Origin of the sequence: Citrobacter sp. Cpo091, assembly GCF_030332645.1 — a bacterium.
Lineage (GTDB): Bacteria > Pseudomonadota > Gammaproteobacteria > Enterobacterales > Enterobacteriaceae > Citrobacter > Citrobacter portucalensis.
In genome coordinates this window covers 69883-86560 of the sequence record NZ_JAOWHL010000039.1, presented here as the reverse complement: position 1 = coordinate 86560, position 16678 = coordinate 69883, and the positions used below count along the sequence as shown (strand labels likewise).

General features: G+C 52.1%; 17 protein-coding genes. 12 read left to right on the top strand and 5 right to left on the bottom strand.

The genetic code is table 11. From position 1 onward, the window contains the following. The first annotated feature begins 3 nt into the window (after positions 1-3). Positions 4-2043 (top strand): Fe(3+)-hydroxamate ABC transporter permease FhuB, encoded by a 2040-nt coding sequence (fhuB, locus tag OGY04_RS16870; protein ID WP_286585830.1) that lies wholly within the window; start codon positions 4-6, stop codon positions 2041-2043. A 64-nt stretch (positions 2044-2107) separates the two neighbouring features. On the opposite strand, the gene OGY04_RS16865 is transcribed toward fhuB, so the two are convergent. Next, a complete protein-coding gene (locus OGY04_RS16865; RefSeq protein ID WP_219987447.1) occupies positions 2108-2275 on the bottom strand; it encodes a hypothetical protein in 168 nt (55 codons plus the stop codon). 639 nt (positions 2276-2914) lie between these two features. Here OGY04_RS16865 and stfA point away from each other — a divergent pair. From stfA to stfH, 7 genes are all read left to right on the top strand, one after another. Next, complete coding sequence (stfA, locus tag OGY04_RS16860) at positions 2915-3475, top strand: fimbrial major subunit StfA (RefSeq protein WP_186413712.1); 561 nt, start codon at positions 2915-2917, stop codon at positions 3473-3475. Between the two features lie 83 nt (positions 3476-3558). Next, on the top strand, positions 3559-6216 hold the full coding sequence (locus OGY04_RS16855) for an outer membrane usher protein (RefSeq protein WP_286585674.1): 2658 nt from the start codon (positions 3559-3561) through the stop codon (positions 6214-6216). A gap of 17 nt (positions 6217-6233) precedes the next feature. After that, a complete protein-coding gene (stfD, locus tag OGY04_RS16850) occupies positions 6234-6986 on the top strand; it encodes a fimbrial chaperone StfD (protein ID WP_208744682.1) in 753 nt (250 codons plus the stop codon). Positions 6987-7004: 18 nt separating this feature from the next. Further along, a complete protein-coding gene (locus OGY04_RS16845) occupies positions 7005-7517 on the top strand; it encodes a fimbrial protein (RefSeq protein ID WP_208744681.1) in 513 nt (170 codons plus the stop codon). Further along, positions 7514-7990 carry a fimbrial minor subunit StfF gene (gene stfF / locus OGY04_RS16840; protein WP_186413708.1) on the top strand — a complete coding sequence of 159 codons (477 nt, stop codon included), beginning with the start codon at positions 7514-7516 and terminating at the stop codon, positions 7988-7990. Before OGY04_RS16845 ends, stfF begins: the two co-directional genes overlap by 4 nt. Beyond that, complete coding sequence (locus OGY04_RS16835) at positions 7990-8520, top strand: fimbrial protein (RefSeq protein WP_208744680.1); 531 nt, start codon at positions 7990-7992, stop codon at positions 8518-8520. Before stfF ends, OGY04_RS16835 begins: the two co-directional genes overlap by 1 nt. After that, positions 8520-9365: a fimbrial adhesin StfH gene (stfH, locus tag OGY04_RS16830; RefSeq protein ID WP_071446638.1), complete on the top strand. Its 846-nt coding sequence runs from the start codon at positions 8520-8522 to the stop codon at positions 9363-9365. Before OGY04_RS16835 ends, stfH begins: the two co-directional genes overlap by 1 nt. A gap of 96 nt (positions 9366-9461) precedes the next feature. Here the strand turns inward: stfH and hemL are convergent, their stop codons facing one another. Continuing rightward, on the bottom strand, positions 9462-10742 hold the full coding sequence (hemL, locus tag OGY04_RS16825; protein ID WP_286585671.1) for a glutamate-1-semialdehyde 2,1-aminomutase: 1281 nt from the start codon (positions 10740-10742) through the stop codon (positions 9462-9464). A gap of 168 nt (positions 10743-10910) precedes the next feature. Between hemL and clcA the strand changes: the two genes are divergently transcribed. The 3 genes from clcA to erpA are packed head-to-tail and all read left to right on the top strand — an operon-like array spanning position 10911 to position 12758. Beyond that, on the top strand, positions 10911-12332 hold the full coding sequence (gene clcA, locus OGY04_RS16820; RefSeq protein ID WP_008786259.1) for a H(+)/Cl(-) exchange transporter ClcA: 1422 nt from the start codon (positions 10911-10913) through the stop codon (positions 12330-12332). 23 nt (positions 12333-12355) lie between these two features. Continuing rightward, positions 12356-12421 (top strand): small protein YadW, encoded by a 66-nt coding sequence (gene yadW / locus OGY04_RS16815; RefSeq protein WP_122973801.1) that lies wholly within the window; start codon positions 12356-12358, stop codon positions 12419-12421. Then, positions 12414-12758 carry an iron-sulfur cluster insertion protein ErpA gene (gene erpA / locus OGY04_RS16810; RefSeq protein WP_008786260.1) on the top strand — a complete coding sequence of 115 codons (345 nt, stop codon included), beginning with the start codon at positions 12414-12416 and terminating at the stop codon, positions 12756-12758. Before yadW ends, erpA begins: the two co-directional genes overlap by 8 nt. 119 nt (positions 12759-12877) lie before the next feature. Here erpA and OGY04_RS16805 read toward each other — a convergent pair whose 3' ends face one another. Genes OGY04_RS16805 through mtnN form a run of 3 tightly spaced genes read right to left on the bottom strand, consistent with a single transcriptional unit; the run spans position 12878 to position 15030 of the window. After that, positions 12878-13501, bottom strand: a complete 624-nt coding sequence (locus OGY04_RS16805; RefSeq protein ID WP_003829199.1) for a TRIC cation channel family protein — start codon at positions 13499-13501, stop codon at positions 12878-12880. Between the two features lie 37 nt (positions 13502-13538). After that, positions 13539-14339, bottom strand: a complete 801-nt coding sequence (gene btuF / locus OGY04_RS16800) for a vitamin B12 ABC transporter substrate-binding protein BtuF (protein ID WP_003829197.1) — start codon at positions 14337-14339, stop codon at positions 13539-13541. Beyond that, entirely contained in the window at positions 14332-15030 is a 699-nt protein-coding gene (mtnN, locus tag OGY04_RS16795) for a 5'-methylthioadenosine/S-adenosylhomocysteine nucleosidase (RefSeq protein WP_079934974.1), read from the bottom strand. The genes btuF and mtnN overlap by 8 nt, the downstream gene beginning before the upstream one ends. 83 nt (positions 15031-15113) lie before the next feature. Here mtnN and dgt point away from each other — a divergent pair, with 83 nt between their 5' ends. After that, entirely contained in the window at positions 15114-16631 is a 1518-nt protein-coding gene (gene dgt / locus OGY04_RS16790) for a dGTPase (protein ID WP_060682723.1), read from the top strand. Positions 16632-16678 lie beyond the last annotated feature (47 nt).

Below are 16678 nucleotides of genomic sequence, written 5' to 3'. Positions count from 1 at the left end.
GAAATGCCGGATGGCGGTGCGAAAAACGCCTTATCCGACTTACGGTTTGGGCGCTTTGTCGGCCGGATAAGGCGAAGCCGCCATCCGGCGTTGCTGTTGTTGGTGCTGTTTGTTGCTGCCTGCTGGCTGACATGGGTTAACTTCTCCGTTGCGCTACCGCGCAGTCAGTGGCAACAGGCTATCTGGTCACCGGATATCGACGTCATTGAGCAGATGGTTTTTCACTATAGCCTGCTGCCGAGGCTGGCGATTTCGCTATTGGTCGGCGCCGGGCTGGGTCTGGTCGGCGTGTTGTTTCAGCAGGTGTTGCGTAACCCGCTGGCGGAGCCAACCACGCTGGGCGTTGCGACCGGTGCGCAGTTGGGCATTACGGTTACCACGCTGTGGGCTATTCCTGGTGCGCTGACCACGCAATTTGCGGCGCTGGCGGGAGCATGTGTCGTTGGGGTGCTGGTGTTTGGCGTTGCCTGGGGCAAGCGTCTTTCTCCGGTGACGTTAATCCTTGCCGGGCTGGTGGTCAGCCTGTACTGCGGGGCGATTAACCAGTTGATGGTTATCTTCCATCACGATCAGCTGCAAAGCATGTTTTTATGGAGCAGCGGCACGTTAACGCAAACCGACTGGAGCGGCGTACAGCGTCTGTGGCCGCAGCTGTTGGGCGGTGTGATGCTGACTCTGTTGTTATTACGCCCAATGACGCTGATGGGACTGGATGACGGCGTGGCGCGCAACCTCGGTCTGGCGCTGTCGCTGGCACGTCTGGCGGCGTTATCGCTGGCCATTGTCATCAGCGCCTTACTGGTTAACGCGGTTGGGATTATCGGCTTTATTGGCCTGTTTGCACCGCTGCTGGCGAAAATGCTCGGTGCGCGTCGTTTGCTGGCACGTCTGGTACTGGCCCCGCTGATTGGTGCGTTGATCCTCTGGCTCTCCGACCAAATCATTCTGTGGCTGACCCGCGTATGGATGGAAGTCTCCACCGGTTCAGTGACGGCGTTGATTGGCGCACCGTTGCTACTGTGGTTGTTGCCGCGCTTGAGGAGTATGAGCGCCCCGGATATGAACGCCAGTAATCGCATCGCCGCTGAGCGTCAGAATGTGCTGATGTTTGCGCTGGCAGGTGGCGTTATCTTGCTGCTAACCCTCGTGGTGGCGCTGTCGTTTGGCCGCGACGCACATGGCTGGACATGGGCCAGCGGCGCGATGCTGGATGAGCTGATGCCCTGGCGCTGGCCTCGCATTCTGGCGGCCCTGATTGCCGGGGTGATGCTGGCGGTAGCGGGCTGTATTATTCAACGTCTGACGGGCAACCCGATGGCCAGCCCGGAAGTGCTGGGCATTAGCTCCGGTGCGGCATTTGGCGTGGTGCTCATGCTGTTTTTGGTCCCCGGAAATGCTTTTGGCTGGCTGCTGCCTGCCGGAAGCCTCGGGGCCGCGGCTACTCTGCTTATCATTATGATTGCCGCCGGGCGCGGTGGTTTTTCACCGCATCGTATGCTGTTGGCCGGCATGGCGCTCAGTACGGCCTTTACTATGCTGCTGATGATGCTGCAGGCCAGCGGCGATCCGCGCATGGCGGGCGTGTTGACCTGGATTTCCGGCTCAACCTATAACGCGAGCGGAGAGCAGGTACTGCGTACCGGGATTGTGATGGTGATTCTGCTGGCGATGACGCCGCTGTGCCGCCGTTGGCTAACAATTTTACCGCTCGGCGGCGATACGGCGCGGGCTGTAGGTATGGCTATCACGCCATCACGCGTGGGGTTACTGCTGCTGGCGGCAGGGCTGACGGCGACAGCCACCATGACTATTGGACCGTTGAGCTTTGTCGGGCTGATGGCTCCGCATATTGCCCGTATGATGGGTTTTCGTCGGGCGATGCCGCATATGCTGATTTCGGCGCTGGCGGGTGGCGTGTTGCTGGTCTTTGCTGACTGGTGCGGCAGGATGGTGCTGTTTCCGTATCAGATCCCGGCGGGATTATTGTCGACGTTTATTGGTGCCCCGTACTTTATCTATCTGCTGAGAAAGCAGAGCCGCTGAGGCTGACCCCTTTCATGTAGGCCGGATAAGACGCTTTGCGTCGACATCCGGCAATAAAAAAGGTTCATCGCATTTTACCGGGGAACGCTGCTTTGATTTTCAGGAAGAAGCAGGTGTTATCTCTGTATCGATAAGTCATTGCTATTTCAGTAGCGCGCCGCTGCTGCCCCCTGAACAGGGTGACTAATTTCAGCATATCCAGGCTCGAAACGTTGATGATAAATTGCGACATGAACTATCCAATAATAAAAATTATCGGATTCGGGCATTATGCTTTTTAAATATTAAGGTGTAGATGTCGCATTTTTGATACTTCTCGTAAATCAATTTTTATTTAATAATAAGTTTTCATTATAGAATTTTGATAATAAAATATTATTTTTTCTATTAAAGTAATAAAAACAATTCTATTAAAATAAATTAATTGCCACGAGTAAACAAAAAAAATGTAACTTAGCATTTTTTGTTTTTTTTTATGGAATTTATACCCAAAATAAATGTTATGCGTCATTAATATACATTCAGTACTGTGATTCAGATCTTTTTTTATTCATTTTGACATGTTTATTGTTTTTTTGCTCTTCCATTCTGCTTGCTTTGTTTGTTTTTTGAACAGTAAAAAAATAATTGTTATTTAATTCTGATAATCCTTTAAATAAAAAACACTTGTCTTTGGGCTTTTAATGGAAAATACTTCGCTGAGCTTAATTGATGTTATTTATTAACGTGTTGTTTGCTTCTTTTGAATGTTGCGTCGGAAATTTTATAACTCGTCATATAATATATATCTACTAATATAAACATGGGGTGTTGAGTATAACTTCATGTGAATAGCGTAAAAATACTCACCAACTTTTAATAAGGATGAAAAATGAATACAGCTGTAAAAGCTGCGGTTACTGCCGCACTGGTTATGGGGGTTTCCAGCTTTGCCAATGCTGCGGGCAGTAATACTGGTACGGTTACTTTTACCGGTACGATTGAAGATTCTCCGTGTTCAATCGTTGTCGGTGATGAACACCAGACCGTCAACCTGGGTCATATCGGTACCGGTTCTCTGATGGGCGGTAAAGAATCTTCAAAAGTCGATTTCCATATTGGTCTGGAAAACTGCGCGTTCACCACTGAGAAAGAAGCATCTACCGTTTTCTCTGCGATCGGTAACGAATCCAGCGCTAATCCGGGCAACGTTGCGTTGATGCGTATCGGCGGCGGCGAAATGGCGGGTTCCAGCATTGTCATCGGTAACCACCTGGGTTCCGCGATCAAACTGGGCGACGCTTACAGCGAAAACTTGACGATGAATGGCAGCGTAGCCGCAGCGAAACAGACTTTGAACTTCAAAGCCTGGGTGAAAGGCGATTCAGCGGCACCTTCTATTGAGACCGGCGAATTTAGCAGTACTGTAAACTTCACGATCAGCTATCTGTAAGTGAAATGCCATCCTGCGGCAATCTGCCGCAGGATAATGATTAAAATAAAAATGGATTATATTTTTCAGGGATAGATTGTCTGATGGCTCACTATAAAAAATTTCGTCTGAGCACGCTTGCGTCTGTGGTGGGTATTATTCTGGCTGTTGGCCCGGATAATAGTTATGCGGAAGCGCCCATTCAATTTAATACCCGGTTTCTTGATGTTAAAGATGACGCTAGTTTGGATCTTTCCCGTTTTTCCCGTAAGGGCTACATTATGCCGGGGAGTTATAATCTCCAGGTGCTGGTCAATCAGAGTCAAATTGCCCAGGATAATATTATTACGTATTCCGTTGATAATGGCGATCCTGACAATACTTATCCCTGTTTATCACCTGAACTGGTGTCGCTGCTGGGGTTAAAACCCGAAATAGCGGAAAAAATGAGTTGGATAAATGCTGGGCAGTGTTTGCAAATGGGACAACTGGAAGGGATGGAAACCCAAACTGATTTAAGCCAGTCAACGCTGACGGTGATTATTCCGCAGGCGTATCTGGAATACAGCGATGAAGAGTGGGACCCGCCTTCCCGCTGGGACGAGGGGATACCCGGCGTGTTATTTGACTACAATATTAACAGCCAGTGGCGACATGCTGAACATGATGACGGCGATGAATATGACATCAGCGGCAATGGTACGGTGGGTGCCAACCTCGGCGCGTGGCGTCTGCGCGCGGACTGGCAGTCTAATTACCGTCACGAAAATGACAGCGAAGATGAAGACAACTTTGGCTCTAGCTCAGAACAGAATTGGGACTGGAACCGTTATTACGCCTACAGGGCTATCCCGCAACTTCAGGCGCAGCTAACGCTGGGCGAAGGATCGCTGGAATCCGATATTTTCGACGGCTTTAACTATGTTGGCGGTAGCCTTATTACCGACGATCAGATGTTACCGCCTAATCTGCGCGGCTACGCCCCGGATATATCCGGCGTGGCGCGCACCAACGCCAAAGTCACCGTGACTCAGCGCGGGCGGGTGATTTATGAGTCGCAGGTCCCGGCGGGGCCGTTTCGCATTCAGGATATTAATGAAACGGTATCCGGCGATCTACACGTCAAAATTGAAGAACAAAGCGGTCAGGTGCAGGAATATGATGTCAGCACCGCCTCCATTCCGTTTCTGACCCGCCCCGGCCAGGTGCGCTACAAGTTGGCAGCCGGGCGACCGCAGGACTGGGATCACAATATGGAAGGCGGCTTTTTCACTTCAGCCGAAACCTCCTGGGGGATCGCTAATGGCTGGTCGCTGTACGGCGGTGCCATTGGTGAGCAGGATTATCAGGCGCTGGCGCTAGGACTGGGGCGCGATCTGGCGCTGCTGGGCGCGTTTTCCGTCGATGTCACCCATTCCCGTGCGACTCTGCCAGAGGGTAGCGCCTACGGCGACGGCACCATTCAGGGTAACTCGTTCCGTGCCAGCTACGCTAAAGATTTTGATGATATAGACAGCCGTCTGACGTTTGCTGGCTATCGCTTTTCCGAAGAAAACTACATGACGATGGACGAGTTTATCGATACGCATAATGACGATAACGATCGTCAGCGTACCGGCCATGATAAAGAGATGTATACCCTGACGTACAGCCAGAACTTTTCGGCAATAAACGTCAACGCCTATATCAACTACACCCATCGAACCTACTGGAATCAACCCAACCAGGACAGCTATAACATGACGCTGTCGCACTATTTCTATGTCGGTGAGGTGCGCGGGATCAGTCTGTCGGTGAACGGTTTTCGCAATGAATATGATGATGAGCGAGATGACGGCGTGTACGTCTCGCTAAGTATTCCGTGGGGCAACAACCGCACACTGAGCTACAACGGCTCTTTTAGCGATGACAACAACATTAATCAGGTCGGCTATTACGAGCGCATTGACGATCGCAATAACTACCAGATCAACGCTGGCCGCGCGGATAACGGCGCGACTCTCGACGGCTACTACCGTCATCAAGCGAGCTATGCCGACATTGACGTCAGTGCGAACTATCAGGAAGGCGACTATACCTCCGGCGGGCTGAACATCCAGGGCGGCGCGACGCTGACTGCTAAAGGCGGGGCACTGCACCGCACCAGCGTCAACGGCGGCTCGCGGCTGATGGTGGATGTCGGCGATGAAGCGAACGTACCCATCTCCGGCTACAGCACGCCGGTATATACCAACGCGTTTGGTAAAGCCGTCATTGTCGACGTCAACGACTACTACCGCAATCAGGTGAAAATCGACATTACCCAGTTGCCGGAAGACGCGGAAGCAACCCTCTCCATTGCTCAGGCGACCCTGACGGAAGGGGCGATCGGTTATCGCCGCATGGAGGTGCTCAGCGGTAAAAAAGCCATGGCCAGTATCCGCTTGCGCGATGGCGGCACGCCGCCCTTCGGCGCGGAGGTTTACAACAGTCGCCAGCAACAGTTAGGGATCGTAGGTGAAGACGGCAGCGTTTATCTGATCGGCATTAACCCCAGCGAGCGGTTGCAGGTGACATGGGAAGGTAAAACGCAGTGTGAAGCGGCGTTGCCCGATCCTCTGCCGGGCGATCTGTTTAGCGGCCTGCTGCTGCCGTGCATCGGCGACGCTTCATCACCTATGGCAACGCAGCCCGAAGAGAAACCATTACTCCAGCTTCATACGCAGCGGCTGACGTCTCCAACGCAACCCGAAGCGCTCTCTTCTCGTTATCCAACACATTGATTCAGGAAATCGCATTCATGATGCCATTAAAACGTTATAACCTGGCCGCTGTTTTGCTGCTTTTGCTGGGCGGCTACGGTAGCGCTCAGGCCGCCATCGCGCCCGATCGCACCCGCTTGGTGTTTCGCGGCGAAGATAAATCGATAAGCGTCGATCTGAAAAACGCCAACAGCAAACTGCCCTATCTGGCGCAGTCCTGGGTGGAAGATGAGAAGGGCGCCAAAATCACATCGCCTTTAATCGTCGTCCCGCCGGTCCAGCGCATTGAGCCGTCGGGAATCGGACAGGTCAAAATTCAGGGGATGCCGGCACTGGCGTCGCTCCCCCAGGATCGGGAGACCCTTTTTTATTACAACGTGCGTGAAATTCCGCCGCAAAGCGACAAGCCCAATACGCTGCAAATTGCCCTGCAAACGCGCATCAAAGTTTTTTACCGCCCGCAGGCGCTATCGAAAATCGATATGCAGCATCCCTGGCAATACAAGATCACCCTTCAGCGTCAGGGCAATGGCTATCAGGTGAGCAATCCGACCGGTTACTACGTGGTGTTAAGCAACGCCAGCAGCCGCATGGACGGCGCACCGGCCAGAGGTTTTAGCCCAATGGTGATTGCACCAAAAAGCAACGTGACGCTGGGAGGGGAAGCCAGTGAATTAGGTCGCTCGCCTGTGCTGACTTACGTCAACGATTATGGCGCGCGGTTACCGCTGATTTTTAACTGTACTGACAACAGTTGTGCGGTAGATGAAGCAAAAAGCAGAAAGTCGTAACCGACAAGGAGACGCAAGATGAGGCAATGGCGGTTACGGCTGGGCACGGTAACGTGTGCGGCCATGCTGAGTGCGGTCAGTATGCCGCTGGCAGCGGAAAGTAAGACGGTCAACATGACGTTGACGATACTCGTTAATGCCGCACCGCCCTGTACTGTGACCGGCGGTGAGGTGGAATTTGGCAATGTGTTGACGACGAAAGTGGATGGGGTGAATTACCGGCAGGCGGTGGGTTATCGCCTGAGCTGTAACGGCAGAGTGAGCGATTACCTGAAGTTACAGATTCAGGGAAATGCTGTGGCTATCAATGGCGAGTCGGTGTTGCAAACCGATGTTGATGGATTGGGAATCCGTCTGCAAACCGCCACGGATGGCGCGCTGATTTCACCCGGCAATACGCAATGGTTGTCATTTCAATATAGCGGTGGCAGCGGTCCGGCCATTGAGGCAATTCCCGTCAAAAATAATGGCGTAACGTTAACAGGTGGCGCGTTTAACGCAGGCGCTACGCTGGTGGTGGATTACCAATGAAAAAAATGGCTTTGATAGTGTTAATAAGCAGCAGTTTTGCCGCGCAGTCGGCTGAGAACCTTAAGTTTCACGGTACGTTAATATCACCGCCGAATTGTACGATTAACAATGATCAGACGATCGATGTTGAGTTCGGTAACATGCTGATTAATAAAATAGATGGTACGCGTTATGCGCAGAATGTTCCGTATGAGATCACCTGTGATTCAACGGTGCGCGATGAGGCGATGGCGATGACCCTGACGCTAAGCGGTTCCGTGAGTGATTTTAATCAGGCGGCGGTAAACACCAGCGTGGCGGGACTGGGGATTGAACTCAGGCAGAACGACCAACCCTTTACGTTGGGGTCCACCATTAAGGTGAATGAACAATCGATACCTGTTCTGAAAGCCATACCGGTTAAAAAGAGCGGTGCTTCGCTGACAGAAGGCGGCTTCGATGCGACGGCAACATTACAGGTGGATTATCAGTAATGGCTAAAAGACAGGCGTTATTACACGGCGCGGCCTGCATTCTCTGTGGGGCGCTGATATTGCCGGTCTCAGCGGCAGATAACCTGCATTTTTCCGGTAGCCTGCTGGCCAGTCCTTGCACGCTCACGATGCAGGGGACGGGGATTGCCGAAGTTGATTTTTCGTCGCTTGACAGTTCTGATTTCACTCCCGATGGCCAGTCTGCTCGTAAGCCTTTAGTGTTTGAACTCACGGATTGCGATTCGGCGCTGAGTAACGGGGTGCAGGTGAATTTCACTGGAACCGAAGCGACCGGAATGCGCGGTATCCTGGCCATCGATAGCCATTCAGGCGCTTCCGGGATCGGGATTGGTATTGAAACGCTATCCGGCGTTCCCGTGGGCATGAACGATGAAGAGGGGGCGATATTCATGCTGGTGCCGGGGAATAACTCGCTAAGCCTGAATGCCTGGGTACAGCACCTTCCTGGCGAAGATCTGGTTCCGGGAACGTTCTTCGCAAGTGCACTGGTTACATTTGAGTATTTATGATGAAAATAATACGGACTTTATTTTTGCTGCTGATTGCCGTTTATGGCAGTTCGGTAGTGGCCAAACCCATGCTGAAAGCGACGTTTTCAAGTACCACGCTCTATTACGGCATAGGTCCTAGTTTAGCAGATAGATCGATTATACTGAATAGCACAGTGACCACGTCAGATGGTGTGTACTATGGTTCCTGGAAGTTCAGAGCATCAAGGAAAGGAGATACTGCGATCTTAATCTCATGGTCCGGACCAGAGCCCGCGCCAACAATAGTTATGCGGGATTTTGATAACACCGTTTCTCGCTCCCTTTGTAAAAATCTTCCTGCGGATTGGTATGGTTGTGGCTCTTTTATTGTGGATATTACGGTACAAAATGATAATTATAGTTGCCCGTGGCTGGCTGCCACTCATACAACTGCGACGGATCTTATTTATCCTGGCGTAACCTATAGTCCACCGGATACGCGCAGCTCAGTTTGCCCGAAAGTTCCCGTTGATACTTTTGATATCTCCTGGGATGCGAACGTTTCGAAACAGAAAACAACCCTCATGCTTGATGCCACCGGTGGTACGGTGAATCGCACGTTACATACCTATTTGATGGAGGGGGGGAAACTTTGCGATGGCAGCAAATTTGACGACCGTGGCGCTTATTGCCGTTTTGTCTCATCGGGGATTACGCTCAATGTGCTGGGCTGCGACCAGTCGAGCGTCACGACCAGCGCCGTTGATCATCCGATAACCGATGTTGAACTTCATGACATTAATGTGGCGGTGAACACCAGCAACATTGGCTCCGGGCAGTTCACGTCGACATGTAGCTTCCAGTATATTATTGATGAGCTTTAGGGTGTTTGGTGCGGTTCAGGCTAACCTGCGATGAACCAAAAAAAGCCGGGTGGCGGCTTCGCCTTACCCGGCCTACATTTCTGCACGTTCTCTTTTTTACAACTTCGCAAACACCCGGCGCGCAGCGTCGATGGTGTTATTGATATCGTCTTCACTGTGCGCCACGGACATAAAGCCCGCTTCGAAAGCAGACGGCGCCAGATAAATTCCTTCATCCAGCATCATGTGGAAGAAGCGCTTGAAGCGTTCGACGTCGCATGCCATCACATCCTGATAGCAGGTTACGGTTTCTGCATCGGTGAAGAAAATCCCGAACATCCCGCCCACATGGTTAACCACCAGCGGAATATTCGCTTCTTCGGCAGCTTCCAACAGACCTTCCGCCAGACGCGTCGTCAGTTCGTTCAGCGTTTCATGAATACCCGGTTGGGCGACTTCGGTCAGACAGGCATAACCTGCCGCCATCGCGATCGGGTTACCGGAAAGCGTCCCCGCCTGGTAAACCGGACCGGTCGGCGCCAGTGCGTCCATCACATCGCGGCGACCGCCGAATGCGCCAACGGGCATTCCGCCACCGATAATTTTACCGAGGCAGGTCAGATCCGGCACGACGCCGTAATAATCCTGTGCTCCGGCCAGCGCTACGCGGAAACCGGTCATCACTTCATCGATGATCAACAGTGCGCCAAACTCATCGCACAGCGCACGCAGGCCCGGCAGGAATTCCGGCATCGGTGGGATGCAGTTCATGTTGCCGGCAACCGGCTCAACGATGATGCACGCAATCTCCTGCGGATACTGTTCAAATGCCGCACGTACTGAAGCGAGATCGTTGTAGGTGCAGGTCAGGGTGTGTTTCGCGAAATCGGCCGGAACGCCTGGGGAGTTCGGCTGGCCCAGCGTTAATGCGCCGGAACCGGCCTTAACCAGCAGGCAGTCGGCATGGCCGTGATAGCAGCCTTCAAATTTGATGATTTTATCGCGACCGGTGAAACCGCGCGCCAGACGGATTGCGCTCATTGTCGCTTCCGTACCGGAGTTCACCATGCGCACCATGTCCATGGTCGGCACTAATTCGGTGACCAGCTCCGCCATTTTCACTTCCATCTCGGTCGGTGCACCGAAGCTTAAACCGCGCTCCGCAGCTTCAATCACCGCATTACGGATTGCCGGGTGGTTGTGACCCAGTACCATCGGTCCCCAGGAACCGACGTAATCGACATAGGCTTTACCATCGACATCGTACAGATACGCGCCGTCCGCTTTTTCGATAAACAGCGGAGTACCACCCACGCCAGTAAAGGCGCGAACGGGGGAGTTAACGCCGCCTGGGATAAGTTCGCGTGCTGCGCTGTAGAGATTTTCAGACTTACTCATGGATGGGGTCCTGGTTCGTAGAAAAAGTAAATGCCCGCTATTCTAGTTATTCAGAGAAGGTTATGAAAGTTTTACGCATTTGAAACAATGCGATTTGCAGGGGATTTTCGCGAAATGTGCGAGTAGAATGCCGATTCCGTATTTGTATTACCAATTAATGATCATCTGATGAAGACAGACACTCCCTCTTTTGAAGCACAGCAAATTGTGCGTTTACGCCGCAGGGATCAAATTCGTCGTCTCCTGGAACGAGACAAAACGCCGTTGGCGATCCTGTTGATGGCTGCAGTAGTGGGTACTGTGACAGGGCTTGTTGGCGTGGCATTTGAGAAAGCGGTGACCTGGGTGCAGAATCAGCGCATTGGCACGCTGGCTCAGGTTGCGGACCATGACATTCTGCTGTGGCCGCTGGCGTTTATTCTCTCGGCGTTGCTGGCGATGGTCGGCTATTTCCTGGTGCGTAAATTTGCGCCGGAAGCCGGTGGTTCGGGGATCCCAGAGATTGAAGGTGCGCTGGAAGAGCTGCGACCTGTGCGTTGGTGGCGTGTCCTGCCGGTGAAATTTATCGGCGGCATGGGCACGCTGGGTGCTGGCATGGTGCTTGGGCGTGAAGGTCCGACCGTGCAGATTGGCGGTAACCTCGGGCGCATGGTGCTGGATATTTTCCGCATGCGTAGCGCCGAAGCGCGGCATACCTTATTGGCTACCGGTGCGGCTGCGGGCCTTTCGGCGGCGTTTAACGCTCCGCTGGCGGGGATCCTGTTCATTATTGAAGAGATGCGCCCGCAGTTTCGCTATAACCTTGTGTCGATCAAAGCCGTGTTTACCGGCGTTATTATGTCGAGCATTGTGTTTCGTGTTTTCAACGGTGAAGCCCCGATAATTGAAGTCGGGAAACTGTCTAATGCGCCGGTGAATACGCTGTGGCTGTATCTCGTGCTCGGGCTTATTTTTGGCTGTGTCGGGCCATTGTTCAACACCATGGTGTTGCGCACCCAGGATATGTTCCAGCGCTTTCACGGCGGTGAAATTAAAAAATGGGTGCTGATGGGCGGCGCGATCGGCGGTCTGTGCGGTATCCTGGGATTAATTCAACCTGAAGCGGCAGGCGGTGGCTTTAATCTGATCCCGATTGCCGCAGCAGGCAATTTTAGCGTCGGTCTACTGCTGTTTATATTTATCACCCGGGTCGTCACCACGCTGCTGTGCTTCTCATCCGGCGCGCCCGGTGGGATCTTTGCCCCGATGCTGGCGTTGGGGACGTTGCTTGGTACGGCGTTCGGTATGGCTGCGGCGGCCTCTTTTCCGCAGTATCACCTGGAGGCCGGAACCTTTGCCATTGCCGGAATGGGGGCTTTGTTGGCTGCTTCGGTGCGTGCGCCGCTAACAGGTATTGTACTGGTGCTGGAGATGACCGATAACTATCAGCTCATTTTGCCAATGATTATTACCTGTCTTGGCGCAACACTATTAGCCCAATTTATGGGCGGAAAGCCGCTATACTCGACTATCCTGGCTCGTACGCTGGCAAAACAGGAAGCGGAGCAGGCGGCAAAAAGCCAGGGTACTGCCGCTGGCGAGAATACTTGAACGAAATACCAGGGTATTAGATAATGGCCCAAAATATTGGGTTGAAATTTACCCAATTGCCGATGTCGTTTGGAGCAAAATATGAGTGATGACGTAGCGCTGCCACTGCAATTTACTGAAGCAGCAGCCAATAAAGTTAAAAGCCTGATCGCCGACGAAGATAACCCGAATCTGAAATTACGCGTGTATATCACTGGCGGTGGTTGCAGCGGTTTCCAGTACGGTTTCACCTTTGATGATCAGGTCAATGAAGGTGATATGACCATCGAGAAACAAGGTGTTGGTCTGGTCGTTGATCCGATGAGTCTGCAATATCTGGTGGGCGGCGCGGTTGACTATACCGAAGGTCTGGAAGGTTCCCGCTTCGTTGTGACTAACCCGAATGCGAAAAGCACCTGCGGGTGTGGTTCTTCTTTCAGCATCTGATTGCTGTCTGTAATACTGATGGTCTGATGTTGTAGGCCCGGTAAGCGCAACGCCACCGGGCAATGTGCCGGATGGCGGCGTAAACGCCTTATCCGGCCTACATGTTCTGTATCGTCATATCAACGCCCGTTATCATCCAGCGCAAACGTCGGCAATTTCAGATGCCAGCGAATGGCGGCAAGCCGAATCAGCAGCGTGACAATCATCCCCATCATACTGGCGTTTTCCAGTGAAACATCAAAGGTATAAAACGCTGTCGCATGCACGATCCCGCCGATAATACAGGCTGTGGCGTAGATCTCGGTACGCAAAATCATCGGGACTTCACGAGCTAACACATCGCGAATGATCCCACCACCAACGCCGGTAATCACCCCCATACAAATCGCCACCAGCGGCCCTGTTCCTGCGAGAAATGCCTTGTTGACCCCAATACCTACGAACACAGCCAGACCAACGGCATCCAGCACCGGAAGGATCCATTTCGGTATGCGTCTTGGTTGACGTACCAACAGGATCGTCAGCATGCTGGTGATCATCGCCACCACCAGATCGGTCGGATCCTTAACCCAAAAAACCGGTCCATTATCCAGCGCCATATCGCGGATCGTTCCACCACCAACGGCAGTAACCACGCCGAGTACCAGGACGCCAAACGGATCCATACGTAATTTTCCGGCCAGTAATACGCCAGAGATTGCAAATACCGCGGTGCCGACAATATCAAGCCAATAGACGAGCATTTTTAAATCCTCACAACAGACCTGGTGGGGGCAGGCGCTAATTTATCTGTGAAAGCGCATTACAGAGTTGTTTTGCGGCGAGGATAATACGCGGGCTCGCGCGTTCGAACCAGTCACTATTAAGTGTAATAATGGGTATTTTTAGCTGGTTTCCCCAGTATTGCTCAATTTTCAGAGTTTCACCCGGACCGCCTGTGGCAACAATAGCCTGGGGGGCTCGTGCCAGGACCTGCTCACGGCTAACCTGCGGCCAGGGAACCCGACTACCGGCAAAGATGTTTTCTCCGCCGCATACCTCAAGAACTTCGTGCTGAATAGAACCTTTTCCACTGGTAAACAGAGGATTGGCACCAAACTGGAGAAACACGCGTTTTTTCGGTTTGTTGGCATACTGAGATTTAAGTAAAGCATAGTCATCAAGCATGGTTTGCGCCGCCTGTTTAGCTTGTTCAGGCTTGGGGCTCCATGCCGCTAATTGGCGTAGCGCATCGGCAACCTGCTCAATGGTAACGGCGTCCACCCAGATGACCTTAATACCCAGAGAGGTTAGTTGATTCACCTGCCGCTCAGCATTTCCCCCGCGCCAGGCGACAACCAAATCAGGTTTCAGCGCCACAATACGTTCAAGATTCATCCCTTGCCAGGTTGAGACTTCCTCAATATTTTTGGCTTCTGGCGGGTAGTTTGAATAGCTGCTGACGCCAACGGGGGTAATGCCAGCGGCAAAAGCGAGTTCAGTATTGGCAGGAGAAAGCGTCACAACACGCGGCGCGGCGTAAAGGAACGCCGGGAGAGTGAAAAGCAGGGCGACCAGCGCCCTGGAGAGTAATTTAGCCATGCGCCAGTTTCTGTACCAGCGTTTCGACCATCAGGCTTGACTGCTTCGCGGCAACCACCAGGAATTCGTCAAAGCTGAGATGGGACTGCTGATCGGCAACGTCAGAGATAGCGCGAACCACGACAAATGGCACGTTAAAGTTGTGGCAAACGTGCGCAATTGCGGTCGCTTCCATCTCAACGGCAATCGCCTGCGGGAAGTTGTGCTTAATTTTAGCCAGCCCTACGGATCCATTAATGAAGGCATCGCCGCTGACGATAAGTCCGCGAACGGCATGCAGATTCAGTTCCGCAATGCAGGATTCTGCTGCGGCAACCAGCGCAGGATCGGCTTTAAAACCCGCCGGGCAGCCCGGTAGCTGACCAAATTCATAGCCAAAGGCAGTGACGTCGGCGTCGTGATAGCGCGCTTCGTCAGAAACTACGATATCCCCGACTTTCAGCGTAGAGGCCAGGCCGCCCGCTGAACCGGTATTAATGATGGCGTCCGGCTTGCAGCGTTCAAGCAGCAACGAAGCGCCCAGTGCCGCAGCCACTTTACCGATACCCGATTTCAGCAGCGCAACCTCTGTACCGTTCAGTTGGCCGGTGTAAATTTCACAACCGCCGAGCGCGATGGTCTGACGGTTTTCGATTTTGTCACGCAGCAGCGTAACTTCTTCTTCCATTGCACCAATGATGCCGATTTTCATAGATTTACTCGCGATAAGCCAGATTTGAGGGCATAGTCTATCATGCGCTTAAGGGGTAGCGCATTTCTCAGGCGGGAGAGGACATGGCACAGATCGATTTCCGAAAAAAAATAAACTGGCATCGTCGTTACCGTTCGCCGCAGGGCGTGAAGACTGAGCATGAGATCCTGCGTATTTTCGAAAGCGATCGCGGACGTATTATCAATTCTCCGGCAATTCGCCGACTGCAACAAAAAACGCAGGTCTTTCCGCTGGAGCGTAATGCGGCAGTACGCACGCGCTTGACGCACTCGATGGAAGTTCAGCAGGTTGGGCGCTATATCGCGAAAGAGATCCTCAGCCGACTGAAAGAACTAAAGCTGCTGGAGCAGTATGGCCTGGATGAACTGACAGGGCCATTTGAGAGTATTGTCGAAATGTCCTGCCTGATGCATGACATTGGTAATCCGCCGTTTGGCCATTTTGGGGAGGCGGCAATTAATGACTGGTTTCGCCAGCGACTGTATCCCGCAGACGCAGAAAGTCAGCCCCTAAGTGATGACCGTTGCCAGGTGACGGCATTACGGTTGCGTGAAGGCGAAGAGTCGCTGAATGATATTCGCCGTAAGGTACGCCAGGACCTGTGCCATTTTGAAGGCAATGCGCAGGGTATTCGCCTTGTGCATACGTTGATGCGTATGAACCTTACCTGGGCGCAGGTTGGCGGTATTTTAAAATATACCCGTCCGGCGTGGTGGCGCGGCAGTGCACCCGAGACACATAACTATTTAATGAAGAAGCCGGGTTATTACCTTTCTGAAGAACCGTATATTGAGCGGTTGCGTAAAGAATTATCATTAGCGCCTTACAGTCGCTTTCCATTAACCTGGATTATGGAAGCTGCCGATGATATCTCTTATTGCGTGGCGGATCTGGAAGATGCCGTTGAGAAAAGAATCTTTAGCGTCGAGCAACTTTATCACCATCTGTATGAGGCGTGGGGGCAGCATGAAAAAGGTTCCCTGTTTAGCCAGGTTGTTGAAAACGCCTGGGAGAAGTCACGTTCAAATACATTAAGCCGGAGTACCGAAGATCAGTTCTTTATGTATTTACGCGTCAATACGCTGAATAAACTGGTGCCATATGCGGCCCAGCGGTTTATTGATAATTTGCCGCAGATTTATGAAGGCAGCTTTAATCATGCGCTGCTAGAAGATGCCAGTAGCTTCAGCCAGTTACTGGGTGTTTATAAAAATGTGGCGGTAAAACATGTGTTTAGCCATCCGGATGTTGAACAACTGGAACTACAGGGCTATCGGGTGATCAGCGGGTTGCTGGAGATCTATCAGCCGTTATTAAAAATGTCTCAGTCAGATTTTTCTGAACTGGTCGACAATGAAAGAGTAAAACGTTTTCCTATCGAGTCCCGTTTATTTCAGAAGTTGTCTACCCGCCATCGTCTTGCGTATGTTGAGGCGGTTAGTAAAATATCGACGGGGTGTGCCGAGTATTCGGTTCTGGAATATTATTATCGCTGCCGGCTGATTCAGGATTATATCAGCGGAATGACAGATTTGTATGCCTGGGATGAATATCGTCGCTTGATGGCCGTAGAACAATAAATACTCATTTGTAAAGACGGACAATAAAATTTTACTTTTTCCTTAAA

Coding starts and splice junctions, on each gene's coding strand:
- dgt (WP_060682723.1), top strand. CDS start 15,114: ATGGCACAGATCGATTTCCGAAAAAAAATAAACTGGCATCGTCGTTAC.
- fhuB (WP_286585830.1), top strand. CDS start 4: ATGCCGGATGGCGGTGCGAAAAACGCCTTATCCGACTTACGGTTTGGG.
- hemL (WP_286585671.1), bottom strand. CDS start 10,742: ATGAGTAAGTCTGAAAATCTCTACAGCGCAGCACGCGAACTTATCCCA.
- OGY04_RS16845 (WP_208744681.1), top strand. CDS start 7,005: ATGAGGCAATGGCGGTTACGGCTGGGCACGGTAACGTGTGCGGCCATG.
- stfF (WP_186413708.1), top strand. CDS start 7,514: ATGAAAAAAATGGCTTTGATAGTGTTAATAAGCAGCAGTTTTGCCGCG.
- OGY04_RS16805 (WP_003829199.1), bottom strand. CDS start 13,501: ATGCTCGTCTATTGGCTTGATATTGTCGGCACCGCGGTATTTGCAATC.
- OGY04_RS16865 (WP_219987447.1), bottom strand. CDS start 2,275: ATGTCGCAATTTATCATCAACGTTTCGAGCCTGGATATGCTGAAATTA.
- mtnN (WP_079934974.1), bottom strand. CDS start 15,030: ATGAAAATCGGCATCATTGGTGCAATGGAAGAAGAAGTTACGCTGCTG.
- stfA (WP_186413712.1), top strand. CDS start 2,915: ATGAATACAGCTGTAAAAGCTGCGGTTACTGCCGCACTGGTTATGGGG.
- btuF (WP_003829197.1), bottom strand. CDS start 14,339: ATGGCTAAATTACTCTCCAGGGCGCTGGTCGCCCTGCTTTTCACTCTC.
- stfD (WP_208744682.1), top strand. CDS start 6,234: ATGATGCCATTAAAACGTTATAACCTGGCCGCTGTTTTGCTGCTTTTG.
- erpA (WP_008786260.1), top strand. CDS start 12,414: ATGAGTGATGACGTAGCGCTGCCACTGCAATTTACTGAAGCAGCAGCC.
- OGY04_RS16855 (WP_286585674.1), top strand. CDS start 3,559: ATGGCTCACTATAAAAAATTTCGTCTGAGCACGCTTGCGTCTGTGGTG.
- stfH (WP_071446638.1), top strand. CDS start 8,520: ATGAAAATAATACGGACTTTATTTTTGCTGCTGATTGCCGTTTATGGC.
- clcA (WP_008786259.1), top strand. CDS start 10,911: ATGAAGACAGACACTCCCTCTTTTGAAGCACAGCAAATTGTGCGTTTA.
- OGY04_RS16835 (WP_208744680.1), top strand. CDS start 7,990: ATGGCTAAAAGACAGGCGTTATTACACGGCGCGGCCTGCATTCTCTGT.